The organism is Ruegeria sp. BG6 (genome assembly GCF_056538465.1).
The window spans coordinates 285,869-303,785 of sequence record NZ_JBQFTB010000001.1 but is presented as its reverse complement, the minus strand read 5'-3'; the positions used below and the strand labels follow the sequence as shown (position 1 = coordinate 303,785).

Annotated in this window: 17 protein-coding genes and 2 tRNA genes; 7 read left to right on the top strand and 12 right to left on the bottom strand. The window is 57.6% G+C overall.

The window, feature by feature from the left end; genetic code table 11:
• Positions 1 to 3: 3 nt before the first annotated feature.
• Together ACR0JW_RS01535 and ACR0JW_RS01530 are read right to left on the bottom strand one after the other, a co-directional pair.
• Positions 4 to 468 (bottom strand): disulfide bond formation protein B, encoded by a 465-nt coding sequence (locus ACR0JW_RS01535; RefSeq protein WP_480713516.1) that lies wholly within the window; start codon positions 466 to 468, stop codon positions 4 to 6.
• A complete protein-coding gene (locus ACR0JW_RS01530; RefSeq protein ID WP_480713515.1) occupies positions 465 to 1,043 on the bottom strand; it encodes a YqaA family protein in 579 nt (192 codons plus the stop codon). Before ACR0JW_RS01530 ends, ACR0JW_RS01535 begins: the two co-directional genes overlap by 4 nt.
• Before the next feature lie 145 nt (positions 1,044 to 1,188).
• On the opposite strand from ACR0JW_RS01530, the gene ACR0JW_RS01525 reads away from it, so the two are divergent.
• Positions 1,189 to 1,274: transfer RNA gene (locus ACR0JW_RS01525), tRNA-Leu, on the top strand.
• Between the two features lie 361 nt (positions 1,275 to 1,635).
• On the opposite strand, the gene ACR0JW_RS01520 is transcribed toward ACR0JW_RS01525, so the two are convergent.
• The 3 genes from ACR0JW_RS01520 to ACR0JW_RS01510 all read right to left on the bottom strand — a co-directional run bounded on the left by ACR0JW_RS01520 (position 1,636) and on the right by ACR0JW_RS01510 (position 3,397).
• Positions 1,636 to 1,851 carry a hypothetical protein gene (locus ACR0JW_RS01520; protein ID WP_170677246.1) on the bottom strand — a complete coding sequence of 72 codons (216 nt, stop codon included), beginning with the start codon at positions 1,849 to 1,851 and terminating at the stop codon, positions 1,636 to 1,638.
• Between the two features lie 251 nt (positions 1,852 to 2,102).
• Entirely contained in the window at positions 2,103 to 2,768 is a 666-nt protein-coding gene (locus ACR0JW_RS01515) for an alpha/beta fold hydrolase (RefSeq protein ID WP_170677247.1), read from the bottom strand.
• Positions 2,765 to 3,397 (bottom strand): DNA-3-methyladenine glycosylase family protein, encoded by a 633-nt coding sequence (locus ACR0JW_RS01510; protein ID WP_480713514.1) that lies wholly within the window; start codon positions 3,395 to 3,397, stop codon positions 2,765 to 2,767. The genes ACR0JW_RS01515 and ACR0JW_RS01510 overlap by 4 nt, the downstream gene beginning before the upstream one ends.
• 96 nt (positions 3,398 to 3,493) lie before the next feature.
• Here ACR0JW_RS01510 and ACR0JW_RS01505 point away from each other — a divergent pair, with 96 nt between their 5' ends.
• Positions 3,494 to 4,720, top strand: a complete 1,227-nt coding sequence (locus ACR0JW_RS01505; RefSeq protein ID WP_170677249.1) for an MFS transporter — start codon at positions 3,494 to 3,496, stop codon at positions 4,718 to 4,720.
• 8 nt (positions 4,721 to 4,728) lie between these two features.
• Here the strand turns inward: ACR0JW_RS01505 and ACR0JW_RS01500 are convergent, their stop codons facing one another.
• From ACR0JW_RS01500 to cysS, 3 genes are read right to left on the bottom strand one after another with little or no spacing between them, the layout of a single operon-like run.
• Positions 4,729 to 5,505, bottom strand: a complete 777-nt coding sequence (locus tag ACR0JW_RS01500) for a squalene/phytoene synthase family protein (protein ID WP_170677712.1) — start codon at positions 5,503 to 5,505, stop codon at positions 4,729 to 4,731.
• 2 nt (positions 5,506 to 5,507) lie between these two features.
• Positions 5,508 to 7,142, bottom strand: coding sequence for a citramalate synthase (gene cimA, locus ACR0JW_RS01495; RefSeq protein WP_170677250.1), 1,635 nt, complete (start codon positions 7,140 to 7,142; stop codon positions 5,508 to 5,510).
• Positions 7,142 to 8,539 carry a cysteine--tRNA ligase gene (gene cysS / locus ACR0JW_RS01490; protein ID WP_480713513.1) on the bottom strand — a complete coding sequence of 466 codons (1,398 nt, stop codon included), beginning with the start codon at positions 8,537 to 8,539 and terminating at the stop codon, positions 7,142 to 7,144. The genes cimA and cysS overlap by 1 nt, the downstream gene beginning before the upstream one ends.
• A 66-nt stretch (positions 8,540 to 8,605) precedes the next feature.
• Between cysS and ACR0JW_RS01485 the strand changes: the two genes are divergently transcribed.
• From ACR0JW_RS01485 to ACR0JW_RS01475, 3 genes are all read left to right on the top strand, one after another.
• Complete coding sequence (locus ACR0JW_RS01485) at positions 8,606 to 8,761, top strand: hypothetical protein (RefSeq protein ID WP_480713512.1); 156 nt, start codon at positions 8,606 to 8,608, stop codon at positions 8,759 to 8,761.
• Complete coding sequence (locus ACR0JW_RS01480) at positions 8,758 to 9,102, top strand: MmcQ/YjbR family DNA-binding protein (protein WP_170677252.1); 345 nt, start codon at positions 8,758 to 8,760, stop codon at positions 9,100 to 9,102. The genes ACR0JW_RS01485 and ACR0JW_RS01480 overlap by 4 nt, the downstream gene beginning before the upstream one ends.
• A 261-nt stretch (positions 9,103 to 9,363) precedes the next feature.
• Positions 9,364 to 9,663 (top strand): aminotransferase class I/II-fold pyridoxal phosphate-dependent enzyme, encoded by a 300-nt coding sequence (locus ACR0JW_RS01475; RefSeq protein ID WP_480713511.1) that lies wholly within the window; start codon positions 9,364 to 9,366, stop codon positions 9,661 to 9,663.
• Between the two features lie 217 nt (positions 9,664 to 9,880).
• Here the strand turns inward: ACR0JW_RS01475 and ACR0JW_RS01470 are convergent, their stop codons facing one another.
• Complete coding sequence (locus ACR0JW_RS01470; protein ID WP_170677256.1) at positions 9,881 to 10,399, bottom strand: porin family protein; 519 nt, start codon at positions 10,397 to 10,399, stop codon at positions 9,881 to 9,883.
• A 426-nt stretch (positions 10,400 to 10,825) separates the two neighbouring features.
• On the opposite strand from ACR0JW_RS01470, the gene ACR0JW_RS01465 reads away from it, so the two are divergent.
• Positions 10,826 to 12,370 carry a trimethylamine methyltransferase family protein gene (locus ACR0JW_RS01465; RefSeq protein WP_170677258.1) on the top strand — a complete coding sequence of 515 codons (1,545 nt, stop codon included), beginning with the start codon at positions 10,826 to 10,828 and terminating at the stop codon, positions 12,368 to 12,370.
• Between the two features lie 50 nt (positions 12,371 to 12,420).
• Here the strand turns inward: ACR0JW_RS01465 and ACR0JW_RS01460 are convergent, their stop codons facing one another.
• Both ACR0JW_RS01460 and ACR0JW_RS01455 read right to left on the bottom strand, forming a co-directional pair.
• Positions 12,421 to 12,666, bottom strand: a complete 246-nt coding sequence (locus tag ACR0JW_RS01460; protein ID WP_170614941.1) for a penta-EF hand family protein — start codon at positions 12,664 to 12,666, stop codon at positions 12,421 to 12,423.
• 527 nt (positions 12,667 to 13,193) lie between these two features.
• Positions 13,194 to 16,814: a vitamin B12-dependent ribonucleotide reductase gene (locus tag ACR0JW_RS01455; RefSeq protein ID WP_170677260.1), complete on the bottom strand. Its 3,621-nt coding sequence runs from the start codon at positions 16,812 to 16,814 to the stop codon at positions 13,194 to 13,196.
• Between the two features lie 544 nt (positions 16,815 to 17,358).
• On the opposite strand from ACR0JW_RS01455, the gene ACR0JW_RS01450 reads away from it, so the two are divergent.
• Positions 17,359 to 17,793 (top strand): hypothetical protein, encoded by a 435-nt coding sequence (locus ACR0JW_RS01450; RefSeq protein WP_170677262.1) that lies wholly within the window; start codon positions 17,359 to 17,361, stop codon positions 17,791 to 17,793.
• Between the two features lie 9 nt (positions 17,794 to 17,802).
• Here ACR0JW_RS01450 and ACR0JW_RS01445 read toward each other — a convergent pair.
• Positions 17,803 to 17,879, bottom strand: a tRNA-Pro gene (locus ACR0JW_RS01445).
• Between the last annotated feature and the right edge of the window lie 38 nt (positions 17,880 to 17,917).

Here is a 17,917-nt window from a genome sequence, read left to right as displayed (position 1 = left end):
CGTTTACCGGGCCCGCCAAGCTGCAAGCCAGACCAGAACCAAACCGGCCGACAATACGGCATTCCATCCTGCCATGGACAGACTAAGCATTTCCCACGGGATGTCGTCACAGCGCACCAGCGGCGCATTCATGATCTGATCCATCAACTCGGTCGTCGACAACCCACCAATGTCGCTGGACGTGCAGCTGCTGGGACCTTCCCACCACTTCTGCTCGACGCCGGCGTGATACACACCGATACCCGCCGTGGTCGCGGCGGCCAAAGCCCCCAGAAGCGGCAGAACCGAGACCCGTGGCACAGCAATCGCCACGGCACCAATCAACGCTGCGGCGGCGTGCGGATACCGCTGCCAAATGCACATCTTGCAGGGTGCCAACCCGCCAAGGTACTGGAATCCCCATGCCCCCAACAGCAAGGCGACAGACCCTGCGGCCGCAATCAGCACTAATCTGTTTCGGTTAGTCATAGATACTTCACCGCGAAAAATCCGCCGAACAACAGCAAGATGAACAGGGTAAACATCAGACCCAGGCGCTTTTCAATGAAATCGCGGATCGGTTCGCCGAACCCCCACAAAAGTCCTGCAACAACAAAGAACCGCAAGGCCCGTGCCAGAATTGAGGTCGCAACAAACGTCCCAAAGGGCATCCCGGTCCAGCCGGACATGATCGTGATGACCTTGTACGGGAATGGCGTAACACCTGCGGTCAGCACAGCCCAGAACCCGAAATCGTTGAAACGCTCGTTGAACTCTTCCATGGCATGGCCTTTGCCCATCGCCTCAAGGACCGGTTGGCCGATGCTTTCATAAAAGTAGGCTCCGATCGCGTATCCCAGCATGCCACCCAGCACCGAAGCCACGAGGGCAACGGTCGCGATCAACCATGCCCGCGACGGCCGCGCCAGGATCATTGGAATCATCAGCACATCCGGCGGGATCGGAAAGAACGAGCTTTCCACAAATGCCACAATGGCCAGCGCCCAAAGAGCATGCGGATGTTCGGCCAGACGGATGGTCCAGTCATAAAGGGATCGCAACATAAAACACTAAGGTCCAAATCTCACACCCGGCAAGGCAAACCATGCACCCATCGGGGCGTCAACCGTTCAAAGGCAAACAATCCGGATACTGGTTGTTTTTTGCCTCTGGACCTTCCCCGCGTTGGGCGATAATCCAGTGTTCGTGGCCCAAGTGGCGGAATGGTAGACGCAGGGGATTCAAAATCCCCCGCCTTCACGGGCGTGAGAGTTCGAGTCTCTCCTTGGGCACCACCAGCCAAAGAACGATATCGCGGAACCGGTAATATCCATTAGGATATTTTCGTATTATCTTGTTCCTTAGGGATAAATTCCGGAAGCCGCTTCATCATGCCAGTGTTCGCCTGAACGTAAATAAAAAAGACCGAAACACTTCCAACCCGACTCGCATCTACCGTCAGCAGTTAGGTTGCTGGTAACGAGCTTCCCCACATAATCGGATTCAGCAACCAAAACACTAGGTGGCCGGTGTTGAGTGGAAGGAAACAAGTAAATGGGATGAACAAAGTGTATTGTGCGAGTTCACCTTGGGCAGGACGAACTGTTTCCAAAAAAATGACAATGAGCTTCCTAAAGCTCTACAGAGGGTTTTGTGCTAGCTTTGCCGTTTTCGGCTCAGAAGACCGTATTTGACAGCCCAGGCCCGGAAGGATCGGCGTTTTCCACCCTCGCGTTTCACAGCTTGCTTTGAGTGCGCGCCTCCCATTCTGTTGAACTCGAAGACATCAATAATGCGTTCGGCGCAGCCACAAGCCTCGCCCATCCCGACTTTGGCGAAGTAGAACTTTTCAAAGGACTCCGGATTCTTCATGGCAAACCTCCCTGACCTCATTGAAGCGCGCCTGTAGAGGTTTGCCAAATCACTTCTTCGCGGCTCAAGGCGCGAATAATTGACTGTTAGGCTTTGATCCGCGAGGTGTTATCGCCCAGACAAAGCAGTCGCATACAAAACGCAGCTAATCTGCAAAGCAGGATGGTTCCATGCAGCCGTGTTGCAATCTCGGAAAACTGGGGGCGGAGAAACCCGCGCCCACTACTTCGTTATTTGGCTCTCAGAAAGGCTCACAAGCTCAACTTGTCGCGCATGAACGCCAAGGCCACGCCAAGGCCGTCAGGATCAATTCCGTGGCCCGTGCCCTTCATGACATGTGCGTAAATCTCTTTGAAGCCAGCCCCTTGCAAAGCTTCCGCCGCCTCGGGAAGCGATTGCGGAGGCACGACATCATCAGAATCGCCATGGACCAGTAGAATCGGCATGCGGCTGACGGTTTCCTCGGCCAGCATGTCAGGCTCCAGCAACCGGCCCGAGAAGGCCACGATACCGGCAACCGGGTCTTCGCGCCGGGGTGCCACGTGCAAACTCATCATGGTGCCTTGTGAAAAGCCGAACAAAACCAATTGTTCCGGCAACAGATCCTCATCCACCATCAAAGCGTCAAGAAAGGCGTTGAAATCCTCAACCGCCATCGCCATTCCCCTGCGCGCCTCTTCTTCGGACGAGCCGTCAATCCAGGGGATCGGAAACCACTGATACCCGTTGGGCATGCCGGGGATCTGTTCCGGCGCATCCGGGGCCACAAACAGCGTGTCGGGCAGATGTTCGCCCAGCGGATCGGCAAGGCCCAGCAAATCAGCCCCATTGGCGCCGTAACCGTGCACGAATACCACGACCGAGCGTGTATCCCCCGAAACCGGCTCTTTCCGGAGCGCATTCAAAACCCGTGTCATCTGATCCCTTCTCGTTCTTTCGCGACCCGGTAATAGGCCCACAATACCCGCGCCGCAACCGACCGCCACGGTGACCAGGCTTCGGCCATTTGGCGCAACTCCTTGTCCGTCGGGCGTTTTGGCAGGTCGTACAGAATTCGCGCAGCCTCCTGCAATGCCAGGTCCCCAGGCGCGATCACGTCCGCGCGGCCCAGCGAGAACATCGCGTAGATCTCGGCGGTCCAGACGCCGATGCCTGGCACTTCGGTCAACGTGGCCACAACATCCGCGTTAGGAGCATCGCGCAATGCCCTGTAATCAATACGTGCTTCGGCCAGCGCGCGGGCGTATCGGATTTTCTGACGGCTCAGCCCCACGGCGCGCAGATCGTCATCGGTCGCCCACATGATCTTGCGCGGTCCAGTGAGCTTGGCATCCTGCAGCCGTTTCCAGATCGCATTGGCCGAAGCCACGCTGACTTGCTGGCTGACAATCGCACTGAGCAGCTGCGCAAATCCATCCGGGCGACGACGCAAGGGCAATGGCCCGGTTTGGTCCATCGCGTGGGCCATGCGCGGACAGGTTTCTGCCAGCCACCCTGCCCCTTCGGCAACGCATTCGGGCGTTTCGATGATGCGTCCGACGGACATGGCCTCTCCATAATGTGATACGGGCCGCACGTTAGGCACATATGCCGCATATGCAACCCGCTTGTGTGCCGGGGATTTCACCGATACCCATGCCCCATGACGATGATCACTGCCTCTCCCGACAATTCTCAGGCCAAACGCAACGTAGCGGTTCTGGTTGCTGCGCAGGCCATTCTGGGCGCGCAAATGCCGATGATGTTCATTGTCGGCGGGTTGGCGGGGCAGTCGCTGGCCAGCAACCCCTGCCTTGCAACATTGCCTATCTCACTGATCGTGCTGGGGTCGATGCTGGCTGCCACGCCGATCTCGGCGATCATGCAGAAGTGGGGTCGCCGGGTGGGTTTTCTGGTTGGAGCAACTGCCGGAGCTTGTGGTGGCGTTATCGGGGCGTACGGCCTGTATCTGGGGTCTTTCCAGATCTTCCTCGTGGGCAGTCTGTTGACCGGCATCTACATGAGCGCACATGGCTTTTACCGTTTTGCCGCCGCCGATACTGCGTCAGACGGCTTTCGTCCGAAGGCGATTTCCTACGTCATGGCCGGCGGGCTTGCCGCTGCAATCATAGGACCCCAGATCGTCAAGCTGACGGCGCAAGCGTATGTCATTCCATTTCTCGGCACCTATCTGGCCGTGATTGCCGTAAACGTATTCGGATCGGCCCTGTTCTTTTTCCTCGATATTCCCACACCGGAAAAACCCGCCGAAAATGCGCCGAAGGGCAGAACGCGGATCGAAATGCTCCGGACGCCGCGCATTGCGGTGGCGGTGATTTGCGCCATGGTGTCCTATGCGCTGATGAACCTTGTAATGACATCCACGCCCCTGGCCGTGGTTGGATGCGGTTTCAGCCCGAATGATGCGGCGGATATCGTGACCAGCCATGTTCTGGCGATGTATGTCCCCAGCTTCTTCACCGGCCAACTAATAGCCCGGTTCGGGGTTGAAAAGATCGTCGCGCTCGGCCTGGCCATTCTGGCAGCGGCCGGAGTCGTCGCCCTGCAAGGCGTTGAGCTTGGCAATTTCTTTGTCGCCCTGATCCTGCTGGGGATTGGCTGGAATTTCGGCTTTATCGGCGCGACCAGCATGCTCGCGGACTCGCACGACGTGAACGAGCGTGGACGGATGCAGGGACTGAACGATCTGCTGGTATTTGGCGGTGTTACTCTGGCGTCGCTGGCATCGGGTGGATTGATGAACTGTTCGGGCGGTTCACCGGTCGAGGGGTGGACGGCCGTCAATCTCGCCATGATCCCATTGTTGACGCTGGCCGGTGGCGCATTGTTGTGGCTGGTTCTGAAACCGGCCGAGGCCGAAACAGCCTGATCGGCGCATTACCAGCGACCGCTGACGGACCGCCACATCAGTGACGCGCGGCGCCTGACTTCCCCTTGCCACAATGTGCCATTGGCGACGCGTTCAGGCTGTGCCAGCGCCTGCTTCAACACCCAGTCCGCCTGCCATCCCGCAAATAACGCGGGTCTGGCCTGCACTGAAACATCCGTCCGCCTTGCGCGCGCGCTGTTCAGCCGATCCAGCCCAGCCTTCGCCAATGCGCGTACGGCATCGGGTGTTCCGTTCAACAAAGGAATGCGGCCGCGCGCCTCAAGCTCGGGGATGGCACGGAACCAGTTGGCGACCCCGACGCCATAGCCAAAATCGCGCAAAACGGCTTCATCGGCAGCGCCGAGCGCCTGCGCTGACGCGACCATCAATGTTCCCGCACTCTGGTCGATATAGGTATCGAACTGCTCTTCATCTTCGAAAGGGTCTTTGTAGATATCCCAACGCCTTACCGCCACATATTCATCCATAGCCGATGCCAGATGAGGGCTGAGAACCCTGGATAGCGGCGTCACGACCTCATGCCGCCGCACCGACGGGCCTTGGGCGATTTCCTGAAGCGCATCTCGCCACCATTGCAGGCGCATTTCCGCGATCATCGGCTCTTGCGTCACCCACGGTGCCCGCGCAACTTCGACATTCAGTGCGTAAATGGGAAACAGGACCGCGCGTGCAGGAACCGGGGCAGCCATTGCCGCCATGAATCGATCAGGATCCGCCCGGTGCACCAGTTGCGCACAGGCCTTGAGATCGTCGTCGAATTTCACGCTCACTCAGCCGCTTCCGAGCGCGGATTGCAGTCGCGCACCAGTTTCCACTGGATCGCATCCAGCAGAGCCTCAAACGAGGCATCAACTATGTTGGCACTGACACCAACAGTCGACCATCGGCGTCCATGACCGTCTTCGCTGTCGATGATGACCCGCGTGACCGCCTCGGTGCCGCCCTGAGTAATGCGCACCTTGAAGTCGACCAGATGCATGTCATTCAGTATCCGCGAATACTGACCCAGATCTTTGGCCAACGCCTTGGCGAGAGCGTTGACCGGGCCCCGGTCGCTGCCGTCGCCGTCCAGCGATTCACTGACCGACAGTTTCTTTTCCCCGTCGACCTTCACTACAACGACGGCCTCGGAGAGGCTGACCATCTTGTTGTATTTGTTTTTGCGCCGCTCAACCGTGACCTTGTAACGCTTGACCTCGAAGAACTGAGGCAGTTGCCCCAGTTCCGCCCGGGCCAGCAATTCAAAGCTCGCCTGCGCGGTGTCGTAGGAATACCCGACCGCCTCGCGCTGCTTGATCCGCTCCAGTATGCGCCCCAGCGCCGGATCGCCGGCTTCGACCGTCAGCCCGGCTTCGGTCAGGCGTTTGCGCAGGTTCGATTGCCCGGCCTGGTTCGACATCGGAATGATGCGCGAATTGCCAACAGTCGCCGGGTCGACATGTTCATAGGTCGACGGGTCCTTAAGAATCGCGCTGGCATGCAGCCCTGCCTTATGCGCAAAGGCCGAGGCCCCGACATAAGCCGATTGCTTGCTGGGCACCCGGTTCAATATGTCGTCCAGCATCCGGCTGATCCGTGTCAGACCTGACAAGGCTTCGCGACTGACGCCAACCTCATAGGTCGAGGCATAGGGTTCCTTCAGCAAAAGCGTCGGAATCAGGGCAGTCAGATTGGCGTTGCCGCAACGCTCGCCCAATCCGTTCAGCGTACCCTGTATCTGGCGCGCGCCTGCATCTACAGCGGCTAGCGAACAGGCCACCGCGTTTTCCGTGTCGTTATGGGTGTGAATACCCAGACGGTCCCCAGGCAGCCCGGCAGCGATCACCTCGGAAACGATGCACCCGACCTCCGCAGGCAGGGCACCACCATTTGTGTCACACAACACAACCCAGCGCGCACCTGCGTCCAGTGCTGCGCGACAAACCGAGATCGCATAGTCCGGATTGTCCTTGTAACCATCAAAGAAATGCTCGGCATCGAACAAAGCCTCGCGACCCTGCGCCACGACATGCGCGACCGAGGCGCGTACGTTCTCGGTGTTTTCCGCAAGGTCGATACCAAGCGCGTCGGTCACGTGATAATCATGTGATTTCCCCACCAGACAAACCGCTTGCGTTCCGGCATTTATCACCGCCGCCAGAACGTCATCATTGTCTGCGGACCGACCCGAGCGTTTGGTCATCCCGAACGCGGTCAGACAGGCCGAAGTCTTTGGTGCCACATAGAAAAACGCACTGTCCGTCGGGTTGGCACCCGGCCAACCGCCTTCGATATAGTCAATCCCCAGCGCATCCAGCGCCTGCGTGATCTGCACCTTTTCAGCGGTCGAGAACTGAACGCCCTGTGTCTGCTGCCCATCGCGCAGGGTGGTGTCATAAAGATAGAGCCGTTCCTTGGTCATCACACACCTTCCAGCTTGGATGCATCAAAGCCCGCGCCGGGGACCAGTTCGACACTGTCCTTGCTCATCCGAACTTCAATGCCTGCGGAAACGTACAAGGCTTTCAGACGATCCACTTCAGCGAAATCCTTGCTCTGCATGGCAGCAGCCCGCGCCTGAACAAGCTTTTCGGCATGGCCGGACAAATCGACGCTATCTGTTTGCGCCCAGTCCCCCAGCTCATCCGTCAGTAGCCCAAGAAGACGGGCGCCAGCCAACAAACCAGCAGCGTCCCCTTTCGCTGCGAGCCGGTGCAGTTCCGCGACGGCACCCGCAGTATTCAGATCATCGGCCAGCGCCTCCACAAACGCGGGTGCCACACTGCCGGCGGGCTCGATGCCCGATGTCAGCGTCCGCCATTTGCGCAGCGTCCCCTCGGCCTCGCGCGCCTTTTTCTCGGTCCAGTCCATAGGCTTGCGGTAATGAGTTTGCAGGAACACAAAGCGCATCACCTCGCCCGGTACACCCTGCTCCAGCAGATCATGTACGGTGAAGAAATTACCCAGCGATTTGGACATTTTCTTCCCTTCGACCTGCAACATCTCATTGTGCAGCCAGACCCTTGCGAACTCGCCATGCGGATGAGCGCATTTGCTCTGGGCGATTTCGTTTTCATGATGCGGGAACATAAGGTCATTGCCGCCCCCATGAATGTCAAAGCTTTCGCCCAGCAACTCGAAAGCCATGGCCGAGCATTCGATATGCCATCCCGGACGTCCACGGCCCCAGGGTGACTCCCAACCAGGCAACTCATCGGTCGAGGGCTTCCACAGCACAAAATCCATCGGATTCTTCTTGTAGGGCGCAACCTCGACACGCGCGCCTGCGATCATGTCGTCGACCGACCGCCCAGACAGGTTTCCGTATTCTTCCTTCCAGCTGTCCACCGCGAACAGCACATGACCTTCGGCCGCATAAGCGTGCCCCTTTGCGATCAGGTCTTCGATCATTGCTATCATCTGATCGACAAATTGTGTCGCTCGCGGCATCTCGTTCGGCTCAAGCGCCCCTAAGGCCCCCATGTCATGCAGATACCAGCCGATGGTTTCGTCCGAACGCTCCTGCACCAGCTGCTCAAGCGACCCGACCGCGCCTGCCTGCTTTCGGGCCAGCGCCGTCGCATTTATCTTGTCATCCACATCCGTGAAGTTGCGCACATAGGTCACGTGTTCCGGGCCGTAGACATGGCGCAGCAATCGATAAAGCACATCGAACACCACCACGGGCCGGGCATTGCCAAGATGCGCGCGGTCATAGACGGTCGGGCCGCAGACATACATCCGCACATTGTCGGCATCGATCGGCACGAAATCTTCCTTCGTCCGCGTCCGTGTGTTGTGCAGTCTGATGGTCGTCATCTGGTTGGCTCCTAAGAAACAGCAATAGCTTGCGCGTTGGCGCGGGCTTAGCAACTTGTCTCAGGGATGAAAACGAAAGAAACCGGCCCGCTTGAGAAATCAGCAGGTAATGCAGCAGATAATGATGAAGGTCATCCGGTTCATAAGGACCGATTACCACGTAAAACACGTCAAGCCAAGGCTTGTGATCGCGCGGATGGAGGGGCACTCTGCCTTGTATGAGCCGAGACCTCGTGAACTCCATATGCCGTGACCTGCCCGGAGCGGAAGTGTCCGACCCCTGGGGCGGCGGTCATGACGCGTGGAAGATTGGCGGCAAGATGTTTGCCTGCATAGGCACGGCGTGCAACGGCGTTTCAGTAAAAACCCCTGATGTCGACACTGCGCAGATGCTGATCGAAGCGGGCGTCGGCAACAAAGCGCCCTATTTTCACCGCAGCTGGTTGCTGTTGCCATGGGAAACGGATGCCGAAGAGATGCGCCACCGGCTGACCGCTTCCTATGACATTGTGCGCAAGTCGCTTACCAAAAAAGTACAGGCTGAGTTGCCACCTCGTAGCTGATTGACAATACAACGCCATTCAGACCCAGCCGAAAAACGAGTTCCCGCCAAGCGCAGAACGGAGCGATACCGCAGCCGACGGGGGCGTTGTCCTTGCAGATCAACCTTGCCCACCAATCCAACCGGAGCGGTCTTTTCCGCCGACCCGTTTCAAAGCATCTCTGGTATTTGCCGAACACGCGACCTTTGACTGATTTCGGACGAAGTCGATGATACTCAGGTTTGGGGTGGCGTCCATATTTCGCCTCGTACTGAGCCGGGTATGGCCGAACGCATCTTGGTCGTCGGCTCAGTGTCCAAATCACATATTACGACAGGCTCGCGCCGCAGTTGGATCGTCGAGATTGAAGACGTCAACTCCCAACTGGTTAATCTGGCAACACACACCATGAATGGTGTTCCCGGGTCTATTCAGGACGCCGCGAGTATTGCGTTGAACTCGGGCAGTGATATGAAACAGGAATTCTCGGAACTCGTCCGCAATCGGCGAACCTTGGCTATCAAACTGTTGAGCACTCGGAACGTTGTCAGGCTGGTGCCCAAACAGGGGACATGTATTTGATGCTGAATGTTCGTATCAACAGGCGAAGTGGTGAGGCATTTGCAATGGCGCTGCTCGAAACGCATTCCATTGCGGTGAGGCAAGGTGAGAGCTTGGGCAGCGTTGCGGCTGGTTACATCCGGGTTGCGATGACGATCGAAAACGACCTCTTCATTGCAGCGCTGCAAACACTGCTTGATTTGGCAATGAACGCTCCCGGGATAAGCCGAACCAGTGATCAGAACCGGAAGGTCGTCCGCAGATTGAAAGTGTTGGCGCCGAGACTGCCATTTGATCGGGTCACATTATCAAAATTCTGACGTAGCGCCTCGCCACTGATGATAAATCTGTCATTGACCGGATAGGCAACGCCAATTCCGTAGACCGCCGCCGTGTCATTGTCGGCGGAGGTATCGATCCGTGCGGCCCCGACCACCACATACCCCAGCGCCGGTCCGAAGTCGTACCCGCCGCGCAGTTTCAGCCGTGTCAGACTGTCTAATGTCCCTTCCCCCTGACCGAGGTTCAGCGACAGGTGATTGTATTCCAGTTCGCTTCCCAGAACGAAGCTTCCGAAATCGTGGTCATAGCCGACATGGAGTCCAAAACTGGAATCGTCACCGCTGGATCCGTTGGGGCCGTCCGCTTCAGTATACCCAAAGCTGAATCCTGCATAACCCCCGGTCCAATCCTCGGCGACTGCCGGGACGGCGCTTAACATTGTCACTGCGACAATGAGGGCCGTGCTGAATTTCATCCACGTCTCCAACATGTTACAGCCCCGATGAGCGGGAATTTCGGGGCGCTTACAAACCATTTACCCGAACATTGGGTCCGAGAACTGATATTTCAATTCTGACAACAGACAGGTTAATAAATAGTGATCCGACTATATCAGATTTCCACCCGAACGGGAAGAAATCTCACGCTGAAACCCTTTCGACAAAGAAAGGGAGCAATGGCGACCTATTTCTAAGTTTGGGTCGCAAACAGGACAGATCATGTCGCCAGGTGAAGGATAACTACGGCCAACGTAAGAGGTCCGCATGAAAAGCGACTACTGGAAAATCCGCTTGATCAGCCGCACCATTGGTGCGGATCGCGGACGTGCGGCGCGGGGAAGGCCATTCTGAGGGTGAATTAAGCCACTCTTCAGGAACAGCTCTTAACCCGGACCAAACACATGAACGACCAAACCCGTACTTCCTCTCGCAGCGGCGGACGCTCCGCGCGCCGTGCCGCCCGTGCCTCTGCCCTGCCCGATCACCTGCGCCCCGTGCGGCCCGGAATGGAGGGCGGCACCCTGAACGTGCTGACTCAGGCACAGTTGGAACGCATTCACGAAGCTGCGCTGACAGCGCTGGAAACGATTGGCCTTGCGGATGCGCCGCAAAGCGGGATCGATTATCTTGTTGCCGCAGGCTGTACCCTGGGTGATGACGGTCGCATCCGGTTCCCGCGTGCGCTGGTGGAAGATACCATCGCCAAAGCCAATCGTTCCGTGACGCTTTACAGCCGGGATGGAAAGACCGATCTGGAACTGTCAGGCACGCGTGTTCATTACGGCACGGCCGGCGCTGCTGTCAGCATGGTCGATGTACATGGTCAGGAATACCGCGATTCGACCGTGCAGGATCTGCATGACGCATCACGCATCTGCCAGCAGCTTGACAACATTCACTTTGTGCAGCGTCCGATGGTTTGCCGCGATATTGCGGACAACCTTGAGATGGATCTGAACACGGTCTACGCCACGACCTCGGGCACGTTCAAACATATCGGCACATCCTTTACCGAACCCAGCCATGTGGCCCCGGCGATAGAAATGCTGCACATGATCGCGGGCGGCGAGGACAAATGGCGCGAGCGGCCGTTCATGTCCAACTCGAACTGCTTTGTCGTTCCGCCAATGAAATTCGCAACGGAAAGCTGCGAAGTCATGGAAGAATGCATTAAGGCCGGGATGCCGGTCCTGCTGCTGTCGGCGGGAATGGCCGGGGCAACTGCGCCCTCGACGATTGCGGGCGCAATCACTCAGGCAACGGCGGAATGCCTGGCCGGTCTGGTTTACGTCAATGCCGTCAAACCCGGTGCGCCAGCCGTTTTTGGCACCTGGCCCTTTGGTCTGGACCTGCGCACCGGCGCGATGTCCATCGGTTCGGGTGAACAGGCCCTTCTGACCGCAGGCTGCGCCCAGATGCACAGGTTCTACGACATTCCGGGCGGTGCCGCCGGCGGAGCATCGGATGCGAAACTGCCGGACATGCAGGCCGGGTGGGAGCAGATGTGCTCGAACGTTATGGCCGGATTGTCGGGCCTGAACATGGTCTACGAAGCGGCTGGAATGCACGCCTCATTGTTGGGCTTCTGCTTCGAAAGCCTGATCCTCAGTGATGACCTGATCGGCCAGGCGCAGCGCTGCGTGCGCGGGATCGAAGTGACGGACGAAACTTTGGCGCTGGACCAGATGGCGGCCGTCTGCATGGGCGGACCGGGTCACTATCTTGGCACGGATGCAACGCTCAGCCGCATGCAGGCAGATTATGTCTATCCGACCTTCGGAGATCGCTCCTCACCCAAGGAATGGGTGGAACTCGGCAAACCTGATCTGATTGAGAAAGCGATCAAGCGAAAAGAGGAAATCCTGTCAGCACCGTCGCCGGCACAATTCGACCCGCTGTTGGATGCTGAACTTCGAAGCAGATTCAACATTCACTTGCCGAGATGAGACACTGAAAAGCGGCCTGAAATGCTCAGGCCGCTTTCCCGCACCCGGATTTAGCCGTCGCTGGATGGAAGCAAACCCGCTTCCTGTGCGACGGCAATCTCGGCCTGATCCAGCGCGCCGTCGCCATTTGCATCCATGGCCGAGAACCCGTCTGCGTCGACATCGGGCAGAATTGCCTGCACTTCTTCGATTGTCAGTACGCCATCCCCGTTTGTGTCCACTGAGGATTGAGCGACGGCCAGTGTGGGCAATCCAAGTACGATTGCTGAGAATACAGCCAGATTTTGGCGTTTCAATTCGGTGCCTCCTGAGAGTTTTGTTGTCTGTTTTCTGTCCGGACAGGCCCCAGAAACACCCGAGTGACGTCTTCTGTCACTCGCAATGGTTGAGGGTGTGCAATTAAGGCCAATCATTGCGTGTTTTGCAGAGTCGCATCTGCGGTCCACCGCCAAGAAAAACACTCGAGGTTCTGTTCGGCGGATCTTGCCCGATGACAGGAGCGCATTCCGGCAAGGCTTTGCTCAGGTCAAAAAAGAAAGGGGGCCGAAGCCCCCTGTCAGTTTCGCCTTCCAGGCTCGTATCGTTGACCGCCCGGTGTTTTTTTGCCTGCGGCCTGGACTGCGCATGGGACGAGCGCACCCGCCCCGTGAAAGAGTGGGAAGGACCGATATTCCGCCCCACCCTGTTCCCGGCCAACACGGGCATATCGGCCGAGTGGAGAAAGGTCAGTTGGTAAGTCTCAGAGCCTTTCTCCGTATTCGTCGGGGCCGGTCACTGTGGCAGCATCCGACCCCTGCGCCCCGGGGTGCCAGGGCGCTAAACGTCAGCTACACCCGCTTGTCGCGCCACAGGTGTTGCATTTCATGCAGGTGCCGTTGCGCACCAGCGTGTAGTTTCCGCATTCTCCGCACGGGTCACCCTCGTATCCCTGCATCTTTGCCTTCGTACGGGCATCCATGCTGGTCGCGACGGCTGTCTCCGCAACCGGTGCCGCAAATTGCGCTGCGGATTCGGCCATGCCGTTCGCGCCGGACTGCCCGCCATTGAACACCATCAGGTCCTGCGGCAATCGCTTGCGAAGGTAGCCAGTCGAACTGATTTGTTTCAGTACTTCCAAGGACTTGGACGCCGCCGTTTCGCTGATTTCCGAAACGTTCGACAACCCGTCTTCCTCGCCGCGGCCCAGATCATCAAAGGTCGCGCCTTCGGGCTTCACATGCGCCAGATCGGTGCGGTCCAGATAAGACACGGCCAGCTCGCGGAAGATGTAGTCCAGGATCGACGTCGCGTTCTTGATCGAGTCGTTGCCTTGCACCATCCCCGCCGGTTCGAACTTGGTGAAGGTGAAGGCATCCACGAATTCTTCCAGCGGTACGCCATATTGCAGACCAACCGACACCGCGATGGCAAAGTTGTTCATCATCGCCCGGAAGCCAGCGCCTTCCTTGTGCATGTCGATGAAAATCTCACCCAGCTTGCCGTCCTCGAATTCACCGGTTCGCAGATAGACCTTGTGGCCACCCACGATCGCCTTTTGAGTATATCCCTTTCGGCGATGCGGCAGTTTCTCGCGATGGCTGCGGATCATTTCCTTGACCACAACCTTCTCGATCACTTTCTCGGCCAGAACGACGGCTTTTTCCTGCGCCGAACCGCTTTCCAGCACTTCCGCAGCATCGTCGTCATCCTCGACCAGCGCAGCGGCCAGAGGCTGCGACAGTTTCGAGCCGTCGCGATACAGCGCGTTGGCCTTCACACCCAACGACCACGACAATTCATAGGCCTTCTGGCAGTCCTCGATGGTCGCGTCATTCGGCATGTTGATCGTTTTCGAGATCGCGCCCGAGATGAAGCTTTGCGCTGCTGCCATCATGGTGATGTGGCTATCAACCCCAAGGAAACGCTTGCCTTTCTTGCCGCATGGGTTGGCGCAGTCGAAGATCGAATAGTGTTCTTCTTTCAGATGCGGCGCACCTTCCAGCGTCATGGTTCCGCAGACATGGTCGTTCGCCGCGTCGATATCCGCTTTGGTAAAGCCCAGATGGCGCAGCAGATCGAATGTCGGGTCATTCAGCTTGGTGGCCGGGATGCCCAGAACGCCGGTGCAGAAGTCCTCGCCCAATGTCCACTGGTTGAACACGAACCGGATATCAAAGGCGCTTTCCAGTGCGGCGTCCACCTTTGCCAGTTCGTTCGGGCCAAAGCCATGACCGGTAAGCGAGGTATGGTTGATCCCCGGCGCGTTGCCGATGGTGCCGTGACCAACCGCATAGCCCACGATCTCTTCGATCTGGGACGAGGAATAGCCCAGCTTCTCAAGCGCCGACGGCACCGAGCGGTTGATGATCTTAAAGTAACCGCCACCGGCAAGCTTCTTGAACTTGACCAGCGCAAAGTCCGGCTCGATCCCGGTGGTGTCGCAATCCATCACCAGACCGATCGTACCGGTTGGTGCGATCACAGTGGCCTGCGCATTGCGGTAACCGTTCTTTTCACCGAGGCTCAGCGCTTCATCCCAGGCCGACATGGCCAGATCGACCAGACGCTTGTCCGGGCAATTGCCGTGATCCAGAGGCACCGGCTTAACCGCGAGCTTTTCATAGCCATTGGCCACACCCTGCGCCGCGCGGCGGTGGTTGCGGATGACGCGCAGCATGTGGTCTGCGTTTCGCTCATAACCCTTGAACGGGCCAAGCTCACCGGCAATCTCAGCCGAGGTCGCATAGGCCACACCGGTCATGATCGCAGTCAGCGCGCCACAGATTGCACGCCCCTCATCCGAGTCATAGCTGTAGCCCATGTTCATCAGCAGACCGCCGATATTGGCATAGCCCAGACCCAAGGTGCGGAAGTCATAAGACAGTTGCGCGATTTCCTTGGATGGGAACTGCGCCATGGTCACCGAGATTTCCAGCGTCAGGGTCCACAGGCGCGTAGCATGCATGTAGTCCGCCGCCTGAAACTCACCATCCTTGAGGAAGGTCAGCAGGTTCATCGAGGCCAGGTTACAGGCCGTGTCGTCGAGGAACATGTATTCCGAACACGGGTTCGAGCCGCGAATCTCACCATCTTCGGGGCATGTGTGCCACTCGTTCACGGTGTCGTGGAACTGGATGCCCGGATCGGCGCAGGCCCATGCGGCGTGGCCGACCTTCTCCCACAGATCGCGTGCTTTGACGGTCTTGGCGACCTTGCCATCGGTGCGGTTGATCAGCTCCCAATCCGCGTCTTTTTCAACAGCAGTCAGGAACGCATTGGTCACGCGGATCGAGTTGTTCGAGTTCTGACCTGAAACCGAGCTGTAGGCTTCCGAATCCCAGTCGGTGTCGTAAGTCGGGAACTCGATGCTGTCGTGACCCTGACGCGCATAATCCAGCACGCGCTTGATATAAGTCTCAGGGATCGCGACTTTCTTGGCTTCGCGGACCGCTTTTTTCAGGCTGTCATTCTTGTTGGGATCATACGCATCGTCCTGCGCGCCGTCCCATGAGCGGATGGCCTCGAAAATGCCGTTCAGCATCTTCTCGTGCATCTTCGATCCGGCAACGATCGAGGCCACCTTCTGCTCTTCGATCACCTTCCATTCGATGAATTGCTCGATGTCCGGGTGATCTGCATCGACGATCACCATCTTTGCTGCTCGACGGGTTGTCCCGCCTGATTTGATCGCGCCAGCGGCGCGGTCGCCGATCTTGAGAAAGCCCATGAGGCCCGAGGACTTGCCACCACCCGACAGCGCCTCACCTTCTGCACGCAGATGGCTGAAGTTGGTCCCGGTGCCAGAGCCGTATTTGAACAGGCGCGCCTCGCGCACCCACAGATCCATGATGCCGCCTTCGTTCACCAGATCATCATCAACGGACTGGATGAAGCACGCGTGCGGCTGCGGATGTTCATAAGCGGATTTGGATTTGGTCAGCTTGCCGGTCTTGTAGTCGACATAATGGTGACCCTGCGCCGGGCCGTCGATTCCGTAGGCCCAATGCAGACCGGTGTTAAACCATTGCGGCGAGTTCGGCGCCGCGCGCTGGGTCGCCAGCATATAGCGCATCTCATCAAAGTAAGCGCGCGCGTCATCCTCGGTTGAGAAATACCCGCCTTTCCAGCCCCAATACGCCCAAGCGCCGGCCAGACGGTCGAACACCTGCTTGGACGAGATTTCTCCGTCAAACTCAGCGTCTTCAGCGGGAACCGAGCGCCACAGGAATTCGGGAACGTCCTTTTCTTTGACTTTCTTCAGCTTGGACGGAACACCAGCCTTGCGGAAATATTTTTGGGCGATGACATCGCTCGCAACCTGGCTCCAGCTTGAAGGGATTTCGATATTCTCGAGACGGAAAACAATTGTGCCATCCGGGTTGCGGATTTCGGATGTTGCCGAAACAAACTCCAGATCTGCATATGCATCCTGCCCGGATTTGGTGAATTTTCTGTCAATCTTCATGTCCGCCGCCCTAGCTACAACCAGCTTAATTTTCGGTTTTCGACACCAAATCTTGTTTGCGGGGTGTCGACCGCCTGCCACCGATTTCCGGACAAAAGGGTATCGGTCGCTGCCTTTGACAGCGCATAGCCGAACAATTCGGCTGCACGTGGCATTGGTATGCTTTCCGTCCCTCGCCCGTTGCCTTATTCTGGTAAGTACCTACCAGATATTGTGGCACGTCTTTCGGCCCATACAATCTGACGTATATACCCATATGTGGTCAACGGGCTTTTTCGATCTTTTTTCAAATCTTTTTTGTTGACCTCATCCCATGACGAGTCCGCAATTCACTTGTCCACGATTCCTCCACAGGTAAGACGCCTCCACGCAGGACCTGACCGCCGGGCGGCTCAAATTGATTTCTCTTTTTTCTCACCATGGTTATCGGCCAATTATCAAGCAACACGATGTTAATGCTTGGGCCAGAGAATCATCGTCCCGCGCGCCGGTCCCGTGTCATAGTGAAATCATCGCGAAAATCTGAACCCTGTTGGTTTTACATATGAATCTGCTTCATCTGCTGCCCGTTGCCGCGCTGATCGTGTCCTGCACACCACAAGACACGTCCCCGTCATCGCGCAGCGCTCAATTCCCGGAGTATCCCCAAAAGCTGTTCAGTGCGTTTGAAACCGACTGCGCGGGCCCGGGCAACAACTATGTAAAAACCGACCGTAACACCGTTGAATGTCGCGAGTTGCTGCCCCCCGACATGACGGCCTATCTGATTCTCAACTTTGACGGTTATCCTCAGAACCTACCGCAGATCGTGACGTATCTGCATTCCAGCAAAATCCAGGCCGGCTATCGGGTTGATGCCGAGTTGTTTTTTTTGGTTCCGCAGAAAAGTGGGAAAATCGTGAAGATCCCAGTGCAAAGCGAGATGGTCAATCGCGATTTTTCGCGGCTGTACACCGAATTTGGTGGAAACCCAATTTAATCTTGGAAGTGGTCGGGGCGGCAGGATTCGAACCTACGACCCCCTGTACCCAAAACAGGTGCGCTACCAGACTGCGCCACGCCCCGGACCGTGCGCCTTCCTAAACGTGCCGATTTGATTTGAA